19 protein-coding genes are annotated in these 16,620 nt (G+C 62.8%); 10 read left to right on the top strand and 9 right to left on the bottom strand.

Translation table 11 applies throughout. The annotated features are described in order from the left end of the window. Nucleotides 1–46 precede the first annotated feature (46 nt). Together PCE31107_RS07185 and dut are read left to right on the top strand one after the other, a co-directional pair. Nucleotides 47–1,081 carry an LLM class flavin-dependent oxidoreductase gene (locus PCE31107_RS07185; protein ID WP_150607394.1) on the top strand — a complete coding sequence of 345 codons (1,035 nt, stop codon included), beginning with the start codon at nucleotides 47–49 and terminating at the stop codon, nucleotides 1,079–1,081. A gap of 86 nt (nucleotides 1,082–1,167) precedes the next feature. Beyond that, entirely contained in the window at nucleotides 1,168–1,614 is a 447-nt protein-coding gene (gene dut / locus PCE31107_RS07180; protein ID WP_130026843.1) for a dUTP diphosphatase, read from the top strand. Between the two features lie 91 nt (nucleotides 1,615–1,705). Here dut and clpA read toward each other — a convergent pair whose 3' ends face one another. Both clpA and clpS read right to left on the bottom strand, forming a co-directional pair. Beyond that, on the bottom strand, nucleotides 1,706–4,003 hold the full coding sequence (clpA, locus tag PCE31107_RS07175; protein WP_017232770.1) for an ATP-dependent Clp protease ATP-binding subunit ClpA: 2,298 nt from the start codon (nucleotides 4,001–4,003) through the stop codon (nucleotides 1,706–1,708). Then, nucleotides 4,000–4,314 (bottom strand): ATP-dependent Clp protease adapter ClpS, encoded by a 315-nt coding sequence (gene clpS, locus PCE31107_RS07170; RefSeq protein ID WP_010807118.1) that lies wholly within the window; start codon nucleotides 4,312–4,314, stop codon nucleotides 4,000–4,002. The genes clpA and clpS overlap by 4 nt, the downstream gene beginning before the upstream one ends. Before the next feature lie 438 nt (nucleotides 4,315–4,752). Here clpS and cspD point away from each other — a divergent pair, with 438 nt between their 5' ends. Then, entirely contained in the window at nucleotides 4,753–4,959 is a 207-nt protein-coding gene (cspD, locus tag PCE31107_RS07165) for a cold shock domain-containing protein CspD (RefSeq protein ID WP_017232769.1), read from the top strand. Nucleotides 4,960–5,552: 593 nt separating this feature from the next. Here cspD and PCE31107_RS07160 read toward each other — a convergent pair. The 4 genes from PCE31107_RS07160 to PCE31107_RS07145 all read right to left on the bottom strand — a co-directional run bounded on the left by PCE31107_RS07160 (nucleotide 5,553) and on the right by PCE31107_RS07145 (nucleotide 8,810). Then, complete coding sequence (locus PCE31107_RS07160; protein WP_017232768.1) at nucleotides 5,553–5,867, bottom strand: non-heme iron oxygenase ferredoxin subunit; 315 nt, start codon at nucleotides 5,865–5,867, stop codon at nucleotides 5,553–5,555. A gap of 13 nt (nucleotides 5,868–5,880) precedes the next feature. Continuing rightward, nucleotides 5,881–6,354 carry an aromatic-ring-hydroxylating dioxygenase subunit beta gene (locus PCE31107_RS07155; protein ID WP_130026844.1) on the bottom strand — a complete coding sequence of 158 codons (474 nt, stop codon included), beginning with the start codon at nucleotides 6,352–6,354 and terminating at the stop codon, nucleotides 5,881–5,883. Between the two features lie 12 nt (nucleotides 6,355–6,366). Continuing rightward, a complete protein-coding gene (locus PCE31107_RS07150; RefSeq protein ID WP_246181745.1) occupies nucleotides 6,367–7,656 on the bottom strand; it encodes an aromatic ring-hydroxylating dioxygenase subunit alpha in 1,290 nt (429 codons plus the stop codon). 74 nt (nucleotides 7,657–7,730) lie between these two features. Next, a complete protein-coding gene (locus PCE31107_RS07145; protein ID WP_150607392.1) occupies nucleotides 7,731–8,810 on the bottom strand; it encodes a 2Fe-2S iron-sulfur cluster-binding protein in 1,080 nt (359 codons plus the stop codon). 166 nt (nucleotides 8,811–8,976) lie between these two features. Here PCE31107_RS07145 and PCE31107_RS07140 point away from each other — a divergent pair, with 166 nt between their 5' ends. Beyond that, nucleotides 8,977–9,888: a LysR family transcriptional regulator gene (locus PCE31107_RS07140; RefSeq protein WP_150607390.1), complete on the top strand. Its 912-nt coding sequence runs from the start codon at nucleotides 8,977–8,979 to the stop codon at nucleotides 9,886–9,888. Nucleotides 9,889–9,915: 27 nt separating this feature from the next. Here PCE31107_RS07140 and PCE31107_RS07135 read toward each other — a convergent pair whose 3' ends face one another. Continuing rightward, nucleotides 9,916–10,659 (bottom strand): SDR family oxidoreductase, encoded by a 744-nt coding sequence (locus PCE31107_RS07135; RefSeq protein ID WP_150607388.1) that lies wholly within the window; start codon nucleotides 10,657–10,659, stop codon nucleotides 9,916–9,918. A gap of 108 nt (nucleotides 10,660–10,767) precedes the next feature. On the opposite strand from PCE31107_RS07135, the gene PCE31107_RS07130 reads away from it, so the two are divergent. Both PCE31107_RS07130 and PCE31107_RS07125 read left to right on the top strand, forming a co-directional pair. Beyond that, nucleotides 10,768–11,691 (top strand): LysR family transcriptional regulator, encoded by a 924-nt coding sequence (locus tag PCE31107_RS07130; RefSeq protein ID WP_150607386.1) that lies wholly within the window; start codon nucleotides 10,768–10,770, stop codon nucleotides 11,689–11,691. Nucleotides 11,692–11,854: 163 nt separating this feature from the next. After that, on the top strand, nucleotides 11,855–12,283 hold the full coding sequence (locus PCE31107_RS07125) for a hypothetical protein (protein WP_150607384.1): 429 nt from the start codon (nucleotides 11,855–11,857) through the stop codon (nucleotides 12,281–12,283). A gap of 74 nt (nucleotides 12,284–12,357) precedes the next feature. On the opposite strand, the gene icd is transcribed toward PCE31107_RS07125, so the two are convergent. Continuing rightward, entirely contained in the window at nucleotides 12,358–13,611 is a 1,254-nt protein-coding gene (gene icd / locus PCE31107_RS07120; RefSeq protein WP_150607382.1) for an NADP-dependent isocitrate dehydrogenase, read from the bottom strand. A 294-nt stretch (nucleotides 13,612–13,905) separates the two neighbouring features. Between icd and PCE31107_RS07115 the strand changes: the two genes are divergently transcribed. From PCE31107_RS07115 to PCE31107_RS07100, 4 genes are all read left to right on the top strand, one after another. After that, nucleotides 13,906–14,496: a pseudouridine synthase gene (locus tag PCE31107_RS07115; RefSeq protein WP_130026850.1), complete on the top strand. Its 591-nt coding sequence runs from the start codon at nucleotides 13,906–13,908 to the stop codon at nucleotides 14,494–14,496. Between the two features lie 50 nt (nucleotides 14,497–14,546). After that, nucleotides 14,547–14,798: a hypothetical protein gene (locus tag PCE31107_RS07110; protein WP_174966570.1), complete on the top strand. Its 252-nt coding sequence runs from the start codon at nucleotides 14,547–14,549 to the stop codon at nucleotides 14,796–14,798. A 127-nt stretch (nucleotides 14,799–14,925) separates the two neighbouring features. Beyond that, nucleotides 14,926–15,135 (top strand): hypothetical protein, encoded by a 210-nt coding sequence (locus PCE31107_RS07105; RefSeq protein WP_130026851.1) that lies wholly within the window; start codon nucleotides 14,926–14,928, stop codon nucleotides 15,133–15,135. Between the two features lie 136 nt (nucleotides 15,136–15,271). Next, complete coding sequence (locus PCE31107_RS07100) at nucleotides 15,272–15,751, top strand: DUF192 domain-containing protein (RefSeq protein WP_017232756.1); 480 nt, start codon at nucleotides 15,272–15,274, stop codon at nucleotides 15,749–15,751. 15 nt (nucleotides 15,752–15,766) lie between these two features. On the opposite strand, the gene PCE31107_RS07095 is transcribed toward PCE31107_RS07100, so the two are convergent. Beyond that, on the bottom strand, nucleotides 15,767–16,360 hold the full coding sequence (locus tag PCE31107_RS07095) for an HD-GYP domain-containing protein (protein ID WP_174966569.1): 594 nt from the start codon (nucleotides 16,358–16,360) through the stop codon (nucleotides 15,767–15,769). Nucleotides 16,361–16,620 lie beyond the last annotated feature (260 nt).

Raw genomic sequence — 16,620 nt, 5'->3', positions numbered from 1 at the left:
CTACGATGTCGATGGTCCGACGCCGTCGACCTGGAGCCTCGAACTCATGACGACTACGGCCGCGGCACGCATCAAGCTGTCGATCCTCGATCAAACCCCCGTAATTCACGGCCACAGTGTGGCGGACGCCATCGCAGCGACCGTGGAACTGGCGCAGGCCGCCGACGACCTGGGCTACACGCGCTACTGGTGCGCGGAGCATCACGGGTTGCGTGGTGTGGCCAATCCGGCACCGGAGGTCATGATCGCCCGGCTCGCCAGCGTGACGAAGCACCTGCGGGTCGGCTCGGGCGGCGTCATGCTGCCGTACTACAGCCCGTTCAAACTGGCCGAGCAATTTCTGATGCTCGAGGCGTTGTTTCCGAATCGCATCGACCTTGGCGTCGGACGTGCCCCCGGCGGTGACATGCGCACGGCGCGCGCCGTTGCGAAAGGGCCGTACGACGCCGGCGAGCACTTCCCGCAACAGGTAGCCGAGCTGGCCGGCCTATTCAACGACACGCTGGCCGACGATCACCCATACCGCGATGTGCTGCTTCAGCCGGCGGTGGCAACACGCCCCGAGCTGTGGGTGCTGGGTTCGAGCGAGTTCGGCGGGCTGCTTGCCGCGCAGCTCGGTCTGCGCTACTGCTTCGCCCACTTCATCAATGCCCATTATGGCCATCGTGTTACGCAGGCGTACCGCGAGCGCTTCACGCCGGGCGCGTTGAGCAAACCCTATTGCGCCGTGGCGCTCTTCGTCATCTGTGCCGATTCCGACGCCGAGGCCGAAGCCCTGGAAGCCGGCGTAGACCTTCGGCGCGTGCAGATGGCTTACGGCATGAACGAGCCGATTCCGAGCCTTGAGCAAGGCGCGCAGGCCACGGCGCAGTATCGTGAACGGGAGTTGTCCGTGATCGCGCGCGAGAAGCCGCGTAGTATCATCGGCACCCCGGAGCGCGTGACCGAACGCGTGCTGGCGTTGCAGGAACAGTTCGAGGCCGACGAGATTGTCGTGCTGACCGTGGCCGGCAGTTATCGCGCCCGGCTGCGCTCACATGAACTGCTCGCGCAAGCGTTTTCGTTGCGCAGCGCCGACTGACGGGCACCGGGGACGCGCCCGCCTGTGCGCGAAGCGTCCCCGGCCGCATTTTTCGACAGCCATCCCCCATCCAACGCCATACGACCATGAACCTCGACGTCAAAATTCTCGACGAACGCCTGCGCTCGCAGCTGCCCGCCTATGCCACGCCCGGTAGCGCCGGGCTTGACCTCAGGGCGTGCCTCGACACACCGATGACCATTGAACCGGGACAGACGGTGCTCGTGCCGACGGGGCTGGCGATTCATCTGTCCGATCCCGGCTACGCCGCGTTGATCCTGCCGCGCTCGGGCCTCGGCCACAAACACGGCATCGTGCTTGGCAATCTGGTGGGACTGATCGACTCGGATTACCAGGGCCAATTGATGGTCTCGACCTGGAACCGGGGTCATGTGCCGTTCGTGCTGAATCCGTTCGAGCGTCTGGCGCAACTGGTGATCGTGCCGGTCGTGCAGGCCACGTTCAACCTCGTCGACGAGTTCCCCGAGAGCGATCGCGGCGCGGGCGGTTTCGGCAGCACCGGCAAGCACTGACGCCACGCGGCCGCGGCGCGCCCCGGCCGACGAGGGCCCAAAAAAAGCGCCGCATGAAGCGGCGCTTTTTCATTGGGCGATGCCTTGACGATTACTCGACTTCGGCCGCTTCCGGTTCGGCACGGGCGTTGCCATCCTGCGGGAAGGAAAGTTGTACCTGATCATGCTCGTCCAGATTCACGGTGACGCGCCCGCCGCTGGTCAGACGACCGAACAGCAACTCGTCGGCCAGCGCACGACGGATCGTGTCCTGAATCAAACGCTGCATCGGACGCGCCCCCATCAGCGGATCGAAGCCTTTCTTCGCCAGGAACGCGCGCAGCTTGTCGGTGAAGACCACTTCGACCTTCTTCTCGTGCAACTGGTCTTCGAGCTGGATGAGGAACTTGTCGACCACGCGCAGGATGATCTGTTCGTCGAGCGGCTTGAAGCTGATGATCGCGTCCAGACGGTTGCGGAACTCCGGCGTGAACATGCGCTTGATATCGGCCATCTCATCGCCGGCCTGACGCTCGTTCGTGAAACCGATGCTCGCGCGGTTGATCGTCTCCGCGCCCGCATTCGTCGTCATGATGACGATGACGTTACGGAAATCCGCCTTGCGACCGTTGTTGTCGGTGAGCGTGCCGTGGTCCATCACCTGGAGCAGCACGTTGAAGATGTCCGGGTGCGCCTTCTCGATTTCGTCGAGCAGCAGCACGCAATGCGGCTTCTTCGTGACGGCTTCGGTGAGCAGCCCACCCTGGTCGAACCCCACATACCCCGGGGGCGCGCCAATCAGACGACTCACCGCGTGACGTTCCATGTACTCCGACATATCGAAGCGGATCAGCTCGATGCCCAGCGTGAACGCGAGCTGCTTCGCGACTTCGGTCTTGCCGACACCGGTCGGGCCCGAGAACAGGAACGCGCCGATCGGCTTGTCCGTCTTGCCCAGCCCGGCACGCGACATCTTGATCGCGGCCGACAAGGCGTCGATGGCCGGGTCCTGCCCGAACACCACGCTCTTGAGGTCGCGGTCGAGCGTCTGGAGCTTGCCGCGGTCATCGGCCGACACGCTCTGCGCCGGAATGCGCGCGATCTTCGACACGATGTCCTCGATCTCGCCCTTGCCGATCGTCTTCTTCTGCTTGGACTTCGGCAGAATGCGCTGGGCGGCGCCGGCTTCGTCGATCACGTCGATGGCCTTGTCAGGCAGGTGACGGTCGGTGATGAACTTGGCGGACAGCTCGGCCGCGGCCGACAGCGCACTCGACGAGTACTTCACGCCGTGGTGCTCTTCGAAACGCGACTTCAGCCCACGCAGGATCTGCACCGTCTGCTCGACGGTCGGCTCGTTCACATCGATCTTCTGGAAGCGACGCGACAACGCGGCGTCCTTTTCGAAAATGCCGCGATACTCGGTGAAGGTCGTGGCGCCGATGCACTTGAGCTGCCCCGACGACAACGCCGGCTTGAGCAGGTTCGAGGCGTCGAGCGTGCCGCCCGACGCGGCGCCCGCGCCGATCAGCGTATGAATCTCGTCGATGAACAGGATCGCGTTGTTGCGCTCCTTGAGTTCCTTGAGCACCGCCTTCAGGCGTTGCTCGAAGTCGCCGCGATACTTCGTGCCGGCGAGCAGCGCGCCCATGTCGAGCGAGTAGACCGTGGCGTCCTGCAGGATCTCGGGCACTTCGCCGCGCGTCACGCGCCAGGCGAGGCCTTCTGCGATGGCGGTCTTGCCCACGCCGGCTTCGCCGACGAGCAGCGGGTTGTTCTTGCGGCGGCGGCAAAGCACCTGCACCACGCGCTCGACTTCCGCCTCGCGCCCGATGAGCGGATCGATCTTGCCGTCGCGCGCCAACTGGTTGAGGTTCTGGGTGTACTGCGCGAGCGGGCTTTCCTTGGCGTTCGCCCCCTCTTCCCCTTCGGCACTGCCTTCGCCGGCCTTGGCCGACTCGCCGGGCGCGCCCGTCTTGGTAATGCCGTGAGAGATGAAATTGACGACATCCAGACGCGTCACGCCCTGCTGCTGCAGGTAGTAGACCGCGTGGGAGTCCTTTTCACCGAAGATGGCGACCAGCACGTTGGCGCCCGTCACTTCCTTCTTGCCGTTGGAAGTCGATTGCACGTGCATGATGGCGCGTTGAATCACGCGCTGGAACCCGAGCGTGGGCTGTGTGTCGACCTCGTCGCTACCCGGCACCGTCGGCGTATTGTCGGCGATGAAGTTGCGCAGGTTCTGCCGTAAATCCTCAAGATTTGCGGCGCAGGCGCGCAACACTTCGGCAGCGGTCGGGTTATCCAACAGGGCGAGCAACAGGTGCTCGACCGTGATGAATTCGTGTCGTGCCTGGCGCGCTTCCATAAACGCCATGTGCAGGCTGACTTCCAATTCCTGGGCAATCATGCTTCCTCCATCACGCACTGCAGCGGGTGCCCGGACTGCCTTGCATGGCTAACAACTTGCTCAACTTTGGTCGCCGCGACGTCGCGCGTAAAGACCCCACAAACTCCCCTGCCCTCTCGGTGAACCTTGAGCATGATCTGCGTGGCAGACTCCCGGTCCTTATTGAAATATTCCTGAATGACCATCACCACGAATTCCATCGGGGTGAAATCGTCGTTCAACAGTACCACCTTGTACATCGATGGCGGCTTGAGCTGTTGCTCCTGCCGCTCCTGTACGGTGTCGTCATGCGTTGTCGGTAAGGTTGCCATACGTGGATTCTAAACAACTCCCGGGTTCAGCAAGCCATCGGCGTCCCGATTGCCGCCTGCCGTCCGGTCGTCCACCGGAATGCCAACACTCGTCGTTACGCGCGTTGTCCAGCAAGGCGCCGCAGCCCCGACCACCGGGGCGTGCCACACCCATATGAGTCAGCTTAACCCAAATTTCAAGGGCGTGTCTCCGCAGGCCCGGCGCACGCACAAGCATCAGGGTAAAACCTGATCGAGCACAACTTCTATCGTTCAAAAAGGGCTTGACACTATTGGTAGTTAGCGAAAACAATCAACGTGGCGCTTTTCCTCAATAAGGGTTTTAAAAGAAAAGATGCCTGGGTGAGCCTAAGAAGCCGCCGCCAGCCGGCGGGATTTTCAGATGTGCTCGTTGTTGCGGTGATATGTAGTAGTCGTAATTGTTCAGGGGAAGTTCGTATGGCAACCGGTACGGTCAAATGGTTTAACGACGCCAAGGGTTTTGGATTCATCACGCCGGATGAGGGTGGCGAAGATCTGTTCGCCCACTTCTCGGCAATTCAGATGAACGGCTTCAAGACCCTCAAGGAAGGTCAAAAGGTGCAGTTCGAGGTCGTTCAAGGCCCGAAGGGCAAGCAGGCTTCGAACATTCAGGCGCCCGCCTGAGGTAGCGCCGCTCGTCGTATTGAAGACCCGGCTCCGGCCGGGTTTTTTATTGCGTCGCAACAATGCAACACGCGCCGGTGAATTTTGCGGTTCGCTTTGCGAATATCAAAGCCGACGCCGCATTCCACTCTGGCGCGGCAGCTTTTTGAAACTCGATGGCGTTTAATCCATTTGCTACCTGGCTTCATCGATATATTCCGCTCCACAATTAAAAGTGGACCGGACATTGTCGCTCTGCGGAAACCCATTACGCATCCGACCAATTTGACTCAGCATTCCTATGCAGCCGGCCGGTCGACCGTCACTCAATCGTCGCGAGTTAAGTATCGGAATGAACGGGTTGTTTAAGGACTGTGCAAACCGAATCCGTGACAGCTATGCGATTTACGCATAAATATTATTTGTTTCATGAAAAATAAAAATACAACAAATGATTCTCCGCCATTTGAACGTCGCTCCCTGTCGTCGCGCTGACCATCGGCCCCGCCGCGGAAATGCGACGGGCCGCCCCGAACCCTCTCAAGTTCGATAGGCGGCCCGTGTAGTCGCGTTGCCCCAAGGCGGGGCAACGCACCGGTCTCACGGCAAAAGCGTTAGCTCAGATCGACGTAGACTTTATCGGCCTCGATGCGAATCGGATAGCGCCTCACTGCTGCGGTGAGCGGCGCGCACATCGCTGCGCCGGTTCGCACGTCGAACTTCCCCTGATGCAGAGGGCACTCGATCTCGTGCCCGTCGAGAAAGCCGTCGCACAGGCGGGCGTTTCCGTGTGTGCAGGCGTTGTCCGTGGCATACACCTCGCCGTCCACGCCGTACAGGGCAATCTCCCGTCCGCCCACGATCACGCCGATCACGTCGTCCTCGGGAATGGCGTCGCGCGACGCCGCCTCAATCCAGTTGCCGCTCATCATGTGCCTCGCTTCAGATCGGATAGATCAGCGAGTTGGGAATCATCTCGCTGTCGAAAATGCATTGGCGCGACGCGAATTTCCATCCGTCGCCCGTTCGTTTGACGATGTCCAGATAGCGCCCGACCGACAGAATGTCGGTGAGTTGATCCGGCTTCGTCCGAAATACCGCGTAGTTGGCCTCGACCTGAAGCGTGTCGTCGTCGAGTCGCCGAATCGCCGGCAGTCCGATCACGTGGCGCTGGTAGTAAGGGTCGTGGAACAGCGTGTCGCGAATCCCGTAGATGCGATCGCGCAGCATCCCCTTGCTCTCGAACGACAGGGTCGCCAGCGGCAGGCCCATCTCGAAGTTCTCGCGCGGCTGCACACGATACACGCAATCATCCAGGAAGAAATCGGGCCAGGCATCCCACTGTTGCGCGTCGAGCGCCGCGGCGTAGGCCGCATTGAGGTCGACCACGGCCTGAAACGTTGCAAAATCCACCATCACGTCGTCTCCTCAAACGCCCATGACGCGGCGCCAATAGGCGTACATGCCGCGAATCAAGGTTTCCGTCACCATGTGTTCCGTGTTTTCCACGCCGGTGCCGCCCAGCTCCGCAATGGCACGATGCCAGGGCTTCTGCGCGAACCCCTCCTGCGAACACTCGATGGCCTCGCCGTCGTCGGCCGACACGAATCCGGCCGGGCCGAACAGATTGGCCTGACGCAAACGGCGCTGCGTCATCTCCTCGGTGTCGTCTTCGAAACCGAAATGCGTCCAGACGAAGTCGAACGCATCGTGACCGCGCGGCTGGATGTGACGCGTCGATACCGAATTGACCTGCTGCTGCAGGATCACGCTGGGAAAGAGCGTCATGAGGACCGCTGTCGGCCCCTTCCACCAGTCTTCCTGAACGATGTCGAGAAAGCGCATGTCGTTGAGCGACATCGCCGCCTTGAAGCTCGACACCCCCGAGGTCACCTCCCCGCCGCCGCCCTGCCCCCGCGTGGACACCATCGCCGCGTGACGGCCGTGTTCGTCCATGACCAGACGCGACTTGTTATCGGCGCGCCACAACCCGAACGTGACGAACCAGGTGTGCAGTAGCCCTGGGTGGTACGGGTCCTTGATGTTCTCCTGCATCAGCTTCCAGTTCCCCGGAATGCGTTGTTTGTTGTAGCCGAGCAGTTTGAGCTTTCGCCCGTCGAACAGACGATCGAAGTAGGCGCAGATCTCCGGTCCGAGAAAGTCCTCGAGCGATTCGATGTCGTGATCGAACGACGCGAAGATCACACCGCCGCGCGTGGCGACCTTGAGCCGGGTGAGGCCGTGATCTTCCGGCTTGAAATCCTTCGGCATACCGCCGTTGACCTTGCCGTCCTGCTTCACGCCACGCCGGAACGGCACGCCTTGCAGATTGCCCTTGAGGTCGTAGTTCCACTGGTGATAGGGGCAATGGAAGTCCGTGCGGTTGCCGCGCTTCTCGCGACAGAACTTCATCCCGCGATGGGCGCAGACGTTTTCGACGACGTTGATGTCACCCGCGGCGTCTCGCGTCACGATCACGGAGCGCTCACCGATCACCGTGCGCTTGAAATCGCCCGGATTCGGCACCTCGGCTTCCAGCCCGACGTAATTCCAGTGGTTGCGGTAGAAACACGTCTCCAGCTCGCGCCGATACAGTTCCACGTCCGTATAGACGCGAAAGGGAATACGGCTCGAGCCCTCGGCGGGCCAGACGTCGGACGGCTGTGCGCCGGCGGACGGCGCCGGGTCGAACTCGGCGGTCTGCGGTGTGGTACTCATGATCGTCTCCTGAGGGGGATGCGGGAAAGACCGGGAAGACGCCAGTGCGCTGCTGGCGGGCACTTCACCGGCTGTCATGCCGCCTTCGCGTAAAACGCGTCGGCGTAGATATGGGCGGCATCGATGCCGCGCTCGCGCAGCAGCCGGGTGGCGGCATCGACCATCGGCGGCGCGCCGCACAGATAGGCGCGCCAGCCCGAGAGCGCATCGGGGCCGACGTAATCGGCAGCGAGCGCGTGCGTGACATGCCCCAGGCGGAACCCCGGATTCAGTGCGTCGGGTGCGTCGGGATCGATGGGTTCGATGGGTGTGCCCGGGGCGTCGGTCGTCGTCACGACATGCAGGCGAATGCCGTCGTGACGCGACGCGAGTTCGCGCAGCCACGCGAGCCCATACACGTCCGCCGGCGAGCGCGCGCCGACATAAATGTCGATGCGGTTGGTCATGCCACGGGCGAGCGCCCCGCGCACGATCGACAGTACCGGCGCCAGGCCGGTGCCGCCGGCGACGCAAAGCATCGGCCCGTCGTGCCGCGTGCGCAGATACGACGTGCCAAGCGGGCCCGACACCCGCACGGCATCGCCGACCTTGAGCTGTTCGTCGACATAGCCGGTCACGGCCCCACCGGGCACCCGGCGGATGTGAAATTCGAGCGTGTCGTCGGCATCGAGTCCGGCCATGGAATATGGCCGGATATGCGCGGGAGTGAATTGCAGCGTGGCGTACTGACCGGGCGAGAAGCTGAGCGGCTTCGCCGTCCTGAGCACCAGGCGCTTGATGTCGTGGGTCAGTGGTTCGATCGCGAGCACCGTCGCCTTGAGAATTTTCGCGGGATGCACGACGACTTCATCGACATCCGGCAAGGCGATCTCACAGTCACCGTGGACGCTCGACTGGCACGCGAGCACGTAACGCGCAAGGGATGGCGCGCTTCCCGCCAGGCCATCGCCATCGCCATTGCCATCGTGATGACGATATTCGACGCCTTCGGCTTCGCGCACCTCGCCCGAAACGACGCGACAGCGGCAGGTGCCGCAACGTCCGGACAGGCAACTGTACGACACCGGGATCTGACGATCGGTGAGGGCTTTCAGCAAATTGTCGCCGGGCGCGACCTCGAAGCGTTCGCCGAGTGGCTGCACGTGAACTTGCATGGGGAGGGTCTCCGTTCTGACGGCACCCGCCTCGGGCACCGCGCGTGGCGTTTGGACGCCGTTTGCAAGAAGCATCTCGCAAGCCGCGTTATAAACCAATAGAATTTAGGTTATACAGCCTATAAATTTCAGTGATTTAACTGAGCATCGAGACGCGTTCCTCCCCATGGACCTGCATTCCGTCGACCTGAACCTGCTGGTGGTCTTCCAGCATCTGTACAACGCGCGACGCGTGTCTCGCGTGGCGGAGACGCTTGGCGTGACGCAACCCGCGATCAGCAATTCGCTCGCGCGTCTGCGCAAGTTGTTCAACGACGAGTTGTTCATCCGCACATCGCGCGGCATGCTGCCGACCCCGATGGCCATCGAACTGGCCGAGCCGGTCGCCGCGGCGCTGGATGCGCTACATGGGGTCTTCAATCGTCAGCTCGCCTTCGATCCGGCAACGAGCCAGCGCGCGTTTCAAATCGCCATGACGGACATTGGTGAAGTGCACTTCCTGCCCAGGCTCATGCACGCGCTTGGCGAGCGGGCACCGGGCATTACGATCAGCACAGTGCGCAATACGGCGGTCAACTTGCAGGAGGAGATGGCGTCGGGTCAGGTGGATCTCGCCGTGGGGCATCTGCCGGATCTGACGACGGAGTTTTTCCAGCGGCGTCTGTTTCGGCAGAAGTATGTGTGCATGTTTCGCCCCGGGCATCCGCTCGACCGACCGGCGACGGCGAGGATGGCGCGCGAGGATTTCGAGCACGCCGAGCAGGTGATGGTGGTCGCCGCCGGCACCGGGCACGGCCGGGTCGACGATTTCATGGCGCGCGCTCACGTACAGCGCAACATCCGGCTGCGCGTGCCGCACTTCGTCGCGCTCGCCGACATTCTGCACGCCACGGATCTCATCGCCACGGTGACGGAGAAGTTTGCCCAGCGCAGCGCGCAGCACTTCGGCTTGCGTTACGTCGACCATCCGCTGGACCTGCCCGACGTGCAGATCAACCTGTTCTGGCACGCGCGCTATCACCGCGAACCGGCAAGCCAGTGGATGCGCGCGCTACTGTTCGAGCTGTTCTCGGAGTGAGGCGGCGAGCCGCCGCCCCGTTCCGAATCACGCGTTGAAACCGCCATCGATGGTCAGGCTGGCACCCGTTACGAAACCCGCCTCGTCGCTGGCGACATAAGCCACCATCGCTGCGATTTCCTCGGGATGCGCATGACGCTTGAGCGCCATCAGGTCGTGCATCGTCGCCGCGAAATCCCCGGTGGCGGGATTCATGTCGGTATTCGTCGGGCCCGGCTGCACGTTGTTGACCGTAATGCCGCGCGGCCCAAGGTCACGAGCCATGCCCTTGACGAGGCCCACCAGTGCTGCCTTGCTCATCGCATACGTCGCGGCGCCCGCAAACGGCATGCGCTCTGCGTTGCACGAGCCGATATTGATGATGCGACCGCCCTCGCCCATGTGCGCGAGTACCGCCTTCGAGGCCACGAACACAGCGCGCACGTTCACGTCGAGCATGCGGTCGAATTCCTCCAGCGCAAGGTCGGCCACCGATGCCATCGAAAACACACCGGCATTGTTCACCAGAATGTCGATCTTGCCGAGTGCGTGGGCGGCGTCGTTGATTGCCTGGGTCAGCGCGGTGGCATCTGCTGCATCCACATGCAAGGCCATGGCACGCCCGCCGGACGCCTGAATGCGCTCGACCAGATCCTGCGCCGCGGCCTTCGATCCCTTGTACGTGAACGCAACCGCCGCACCGCCATGCGCGAGCCGCTGCACGATCGCCGCGCCGATACCGCGCGAGCCACCTGTCACGAAAGCCACCTTGCCTTGAAAGTTCGTTGCCATCTCATTGCTCCATTCGGTTAAGAGGTGAAGCCAGTATCGCGGGCAAATTACGCCTCAACTAGACCATAATCCCTATCATCACTTTCAACTCCACGGAATAGATGAACGATGGACGCCTTGCATCTGATCGAATCATTTGTCCTGAGTGCGCGTGCGGGTAGTTTCTCGGCGGCCGCGCGACGACTGGGGATGACCCCTGCAGCGGTGAGCAAGAATGTGGCGCGGCTGGAGGGGCAGCTCGGCTTGCGGCTGTTTCACCGCAGTACTCGCAGCCTGACATTGACGGCGGGCGGCGAGCGATTCCTGCTGGATGTCGATGGCCCGTTCGCGGCCCTGAACGACGCCTTTTCACGCGCCGCCGAGCGCGAAAGCACCCCGTCCGGGATCCTCAAGGTGAGCGTGGCCCATGCCTTCGGCCGCCAGTATCTGGTGCCGCTGCTGGGCGACTTTCTTGCCCGCTATCCGGATGTCGTGCCGGATTGGCGATTCGACAACCGGGGCGTGGACGTAGTGAGCGAGGGCTTCGACGCCGCGATAGGCGGCGGCATCGAACTCACCCCCGGCGTCATCGCCCGGCGCCTGGCACCGACGTACGCCGTGATTTGCGCGTCGTCCGACTATATGCGCGCGCGTCAGGTGCCGGGGCATCCCGCCGAACTCGCGACGTTCGACGCGATCGTCCGGCGCTCCGGAACGTCGGGCCGGCTGCGCGCATGGGATTTGCGAAACGCGATCGGTGAGCGGGTCAACGTCGAGGCGCGAACCCGCATGATTTTCGACGACCCGGAGGCGATGGCGCACGCCGTCGCGCTGGGCTACGGCGTGGCGTTGCTACCGATGCCGCATGCCGCGCCCCTGCTCGCGTCCGGTCGCATTCAACGGCTGTTGCCGGGCTGGTTCGAGGAATACGGCGGGGTGTCCATCTACTATTCGAACAAGAAGCAGCTGCCGCTGCGGACACGCGTGTTCGTGGATCACGTTGTCCACGCGTTCGAAGCCCAACGCCTCGCCGCGTATTTCGACGGGCGGTGAGTGGCCTCGACAGCATCGCGCCCCCGTGCGCATGGCGACCCGACGCGCCCGTCCCTTGCGTTACGCGTACGCATGCACTGTAATGAAAGCGTTGTGCCGACGGCTTGTGCGGGCAAGGAGAACGCCCACGTGTCGGCCGCGAAAGGGGGTTGGGAGGTCCGGCATGGACACCACGACAACCGCATGGCGAGTCATGGTACTCGTCGCGTGCCTGCTGACGGCGGGCGCGGCGCATGCACAGTCGGCGTATCCTCCGCCGACCCTCGCGGTAAGCGTGGGCGTCGGCGAGAAGGTCGCGATCTGGGTGCAACCCAACTTCAGCGTGCTGTGCCGCTCGTTGGGCCAGCCGACGTTCGAACTCGACTCAACGCCCGCACTCGGTAAAGTCACGGCGGAATGGATCGACTACGTGGTTCCGGACGGACAACGCTGCGAGACGATGCATTTTCCCGGCATGGTCGTCTGGTATCAGGCGGGATCGTCGCCGGGCACGGACACCGTTGTCTGGACCGTCGGCTTTCCGCGCGAACTGACGAGCCGTGTCCCAAGCACCGGCGACCACCGCGTGAGCACCACCATCGTCGTGCACTAGGCCGAGCGCTCCCAGACGGAAGCGTCGGCGGTGCCAGGCGAGCGGCGTCAAATCAACGGCAACCCCGTGGCGCGTTACATGTTGGCGATCATCACGTTGCCGAAGCCCGAGCACGACACCTGCGTCGCCCCTTCCATCAGGCGCGCAAAGTCATAGGTCACCTGCTTCGACAGGATCGACTTTTCCATCGACGCGATGATCAGATCCGCTGCTTCCGTCCAGCCCATGTGCCGCAGCATCATCTCGGCCGAGAGAATCTCCGACCCAGGATTCACGTAGTCCTTGCCCGCGTACTTCGGCGCCGTGCCGTGCGTCGCTTCGAACATCGCAACCGAGTCGGACAGGTTCGCCCCTGGGGCGATTCCGATGCCCCCCACCTGCGCGGCGAGCGCATCGGAGATGTAGTCGCCGTTCAGGTTGAGCGTGGCGATCACGTCGTATTCCGCCGGGCGCAGCAGAATCTGTTGCAGGAAGGCGTCCGCGATCGAGTCCTTGATCGTGATCTCCTTGCCCGTCTTGGGGTTCTTCAGTTTGCACCACGGACCGCCGTCGATCTCCGTCGCGCCGAATTCGTTTCTGGCGAGCGCGTATCCCCAATCGCGAAACCCACCCTCCGTGAACTTCATGATGTTGCCCTTGTGAACGAGGGTTACCGAGTCGCGGTTGTTCTCAATCGCATACTGAATAGCCTTGCGCACCAATCGCTCCGTACCCTCGCGCGATACCGGCTTGATACCGATGCCCGACGTCTTCGGAAAGCGAATCTTGGTCACGCCCAGCTCGTCCTGCAGGAAGGCAATCAGTTTTTTCGCGCCGGCCGATTCCGCCTCCCACTCGATGCCCGCGTAGATGTCCTCGGAGTTCTCGCGGAAGATCACCATGTCGATCTTCTCGGGTTGACGCACCGGCGACGGAACGCCCTTGAAGTACTGCACCGGGCGCAGACACACATAAAGGTCGAGCTGCTGGCGCAACGCGACGTTGAGCGATCGAATGCCACCGCCCACGGGGGTGGTCAGCGGCCCCTTGATCGATACTACGTAGTCCTTGACAACCTGGAGCGTTTCATCGGGCAACCATACATCCGGTCCGTAGACGCGCGTCGATTTCTCGCCGGCATAGACTTCCATCCAATGGATCTTGCGCTTCTCGCCGTACGCTTTGGCCACTGCCGCGTCGACGACCTTGAGCATCACCGGCGTAATATCCACGCCGGTGCCGTCGCCCTCGATATACGGGATGATCGGATTGTCCGGCACGTTCAGGGAGAAATCCTGGTTGACCGTGATCTTCTCGCCGGCCGGGACCTTGATGTGCTGATACGACATGGTGGGCTCCAATGGGATGAATCGGACTGTGCGCGTCAAACGGGGCGAAGGATGCCACCGCTCGCCGCATTACGGCTTTATTGTAGTCACAGCGTGGTATGGCGCGTTGACGCAAATCAAGTCTTATATAAGACATAAGACTGACGATCTCGATTATGCATTAACATGACGGGGCTGACCAGCGCCGCACGCGCTCGGCGGGCGTAGCGCCATGGGGTCGAGCCCGGGTCGAGCGCCTGTCGAGCGCCGATCGCGCCCGACAGCATCGGCAACTTCCGATTTTCTCCCCTTCGTATGACACTTCTCGCACTCAACAAGCCCTTCGGCACGATCTGCCAGTTTTCGCCGCATCCGACACGTCCCACGCTCGCCGAGTGCGTGACGCGCCCTGGCGTCTATCCGGCCGGACGGCTCGACGCCGACAGCGAGGGACTCCTGCTGCTCACCGACGACGGTCGTCTGCAGGCCCGCATCGCGGAGCCGGAACGCAAATTGCCGAAGACGTATTGGGCGCAGGTCGAGGGCGAGTACGACGAGGCGGCCGTTGCACGTCTGCGCGCCGGCCTCGATCTGGGCGACTTCGTTACGCTGCCGTGCGAGGCGCGCGAGATCGTCGAGCCCGCCCAGCTCTGGCCACGTCACCCGCCGATTCGCTATCGCGCCAGCATCCCGACCCACTGGCTCGAAATCACGCTCGTCGAAGGCAAGAACCGCCAGGTCAGACGCATGACCGCCGCCGTCGGCAAACCGACGCTGCGACTGGTTCGCATCGCGATCGGCCCGGTTGACGTCTTTTCGTTGAAGCTTGTCCCGGGACAATGGTGCGAATTGCCGCAACAAATACTTACACTTCCCGGTCAACGAAGCCGTCGTCCACCTCGTTGAGGGAACAGGTGCGCAACATACGCACCACTCCGAAACGAGGAAACCAAGTCATGAACAAACTGCTGCTTGCACTGACCGCCGGGCTGATCGTGTCCGGTGCCGCGATGGCCCAACAATCGGCGCCGGCCACGGCGCCCGTCGCACCGGCGGCACCCGCAGCAGCGGCGCCCGCGATGTCGGCACCGGCGGCGGATCGCGCAGCCCCCGCGAAAAAGGCCCCCAAACACAAGAAGCATCACTACAAGAAGTATCACCACAAGAAGCCGGCCACCAAGCAACCGGCCGTCGGTAACAAGCCGTAATACGTTTCACCGAAAAAATCCGCGTGCGGGTTGTCAACCGATGTCCTGAACGGACGTTATAGGAAGTGACTCACTTCGCGGGTCAACGAGTACATCACCCCAACATCGAGCTCCAACGAGGAATCTCATGAAAAAACTGATCGCTGCCCTGGTCGCTGGCCTGTTCGCAACGGGCGTGTTCGCCCAAGCTTCGGCTCCGGCCGCTGACGCTGCTGCTCCGGCTGCCGCTACGAAGCCGGCTGCCAAGTCGACCCACAAGAAGGCCCACAAGAAGTCGCACAAGAAGTCGGCCAAGAAGGCTGCTGCTGCCGAAGCTCCGGCTGCTGCCAGCAAGTAAGTACCACGTCGCGCAGCCTCGCTGCGCAACGCATGGTAATAAGCAGGTTGCTCACGCAGCCTGCTTTTTTTTCGCCCGGCGGCTACAATGGCTCGCCACGTACCTGACGTTCCCCCGATCTTTCCAGGAGCCGTTCGTGATCCGGATTCCACGTCAACTGGCCGCGCTCGCCGCCAGCGCCACGTTTGCCGCTACCGCCGCCGTCCTGGCAATCGCGCCGGCCAGCGCCTCGGCACAAATCAAGCAGGCGGGGCAGTTCCCAACCGTTCAGCTCTCCGCCGGCATGTATCTCATCAAGGCCGAGGTCGCCGCCAATGAGGCCGACCGCGAACAGGGCCTGATGTATCGCACGACGATGCCCGCCAACGCCGGCATGCTCTTCGTGTTCGAACAACGCGCCGGTCACTGCTTCTGGATGAAGAACACCGATCTGCCACTGTCGATTGCATTCCTGGCCGACGACGGCACGATCGTCAACATCGAAGACATGGCGCCGCAGACCGAGGACAATCATTGCCCGCGCGCCGCCGTGCGTTACGCGCTGGAAATGAATCAAGGCTGGTTCAAAAGCAAACACATCGGCCCCGGCGCAAAGATCTCCGGCCTGCCGCGCTGAATGATGGCGTTGCGCTCAGTCCGCGCCGCTCGATAGCCGCAACGCGGGCCCGAGCGAGCGCTCGAGAAAACCATCCAGCAGCCATGGATCGAAGTGACGCCCGCGCTCCGCGAGCATCGCCTCGACGATCTGCGCGGGACTGAGTGCCGCGCGATACGGACGGTGACTCGCGAGCGCGTCGAACACATCGACCAGCGCTACGATCCGTCCCGCCAAGGGAATACGATTCCCCGACAGCGCACCCGGATAACCCCCGCCGTCGTAACGCTCGTGATGCGCGCGGGCGACCGTCGCGGCCAACGCGCAGGCGGCACCGCCGAGCGCACTCAGTATGTCGGCGCCTGATTGCGGATGCATGCGCATCACGCGAATCTCATCGGGCGTCAGCTTGCCCGGCTTTTCCAATATCGCGTTCGGAACACACAGCTTGCCGGTGTCGTGCAGCGCGGCAGCGAGCCCGAGGGCCTGCGCCTCGACGGCTTGGATCCCCAACGCCTGGGCGAAACGCCAGGTGAGCGCGCCGACACGCCACATGTGGGTCGCGGTGCCGCCGCGCTTATGTTCGGCCAACCGGAAAAGTGCCCACGCGGCGGGCGGCAGGCTGCGCATGAGACGGGCGTCTGCGAGCCAGTGGCGGCGCGAGTGGGGTTGTGCGCGGTCGTGCGAGGCGTCGTGACCGGTCGCTGCACGCGAAGCATCGCGGGCGGAAAAAGGGCTCGCCAAGGGGATGGCGTGCGTTGGCGCGGGGTCGGGCATACATCGTTCGATGGTTTTGAAGCGCACACTCTAACGACGCGCAGGCCCGCAAATATTGATCGCCATCAAGCCCTGGGCAGATGCACGCGGTCCGGCAATTGCACAAACCAAAA

This window comes from Pandoraea cepalis, assembly GCF_902459625.1.
Taxonomy (GTDB): domain Bacteria; phylum Pseudomonadota; class Gammaproteobacteria; order Burkholderiales; family Burkholderiaceae; genus Pandoraea; species Pandoraea cepalis.
The sequence above is the reverse complement of the archived record's forward strand: the minus strand, read 5'-3'. Positions and strand labels throughout refer to the sequence as shown.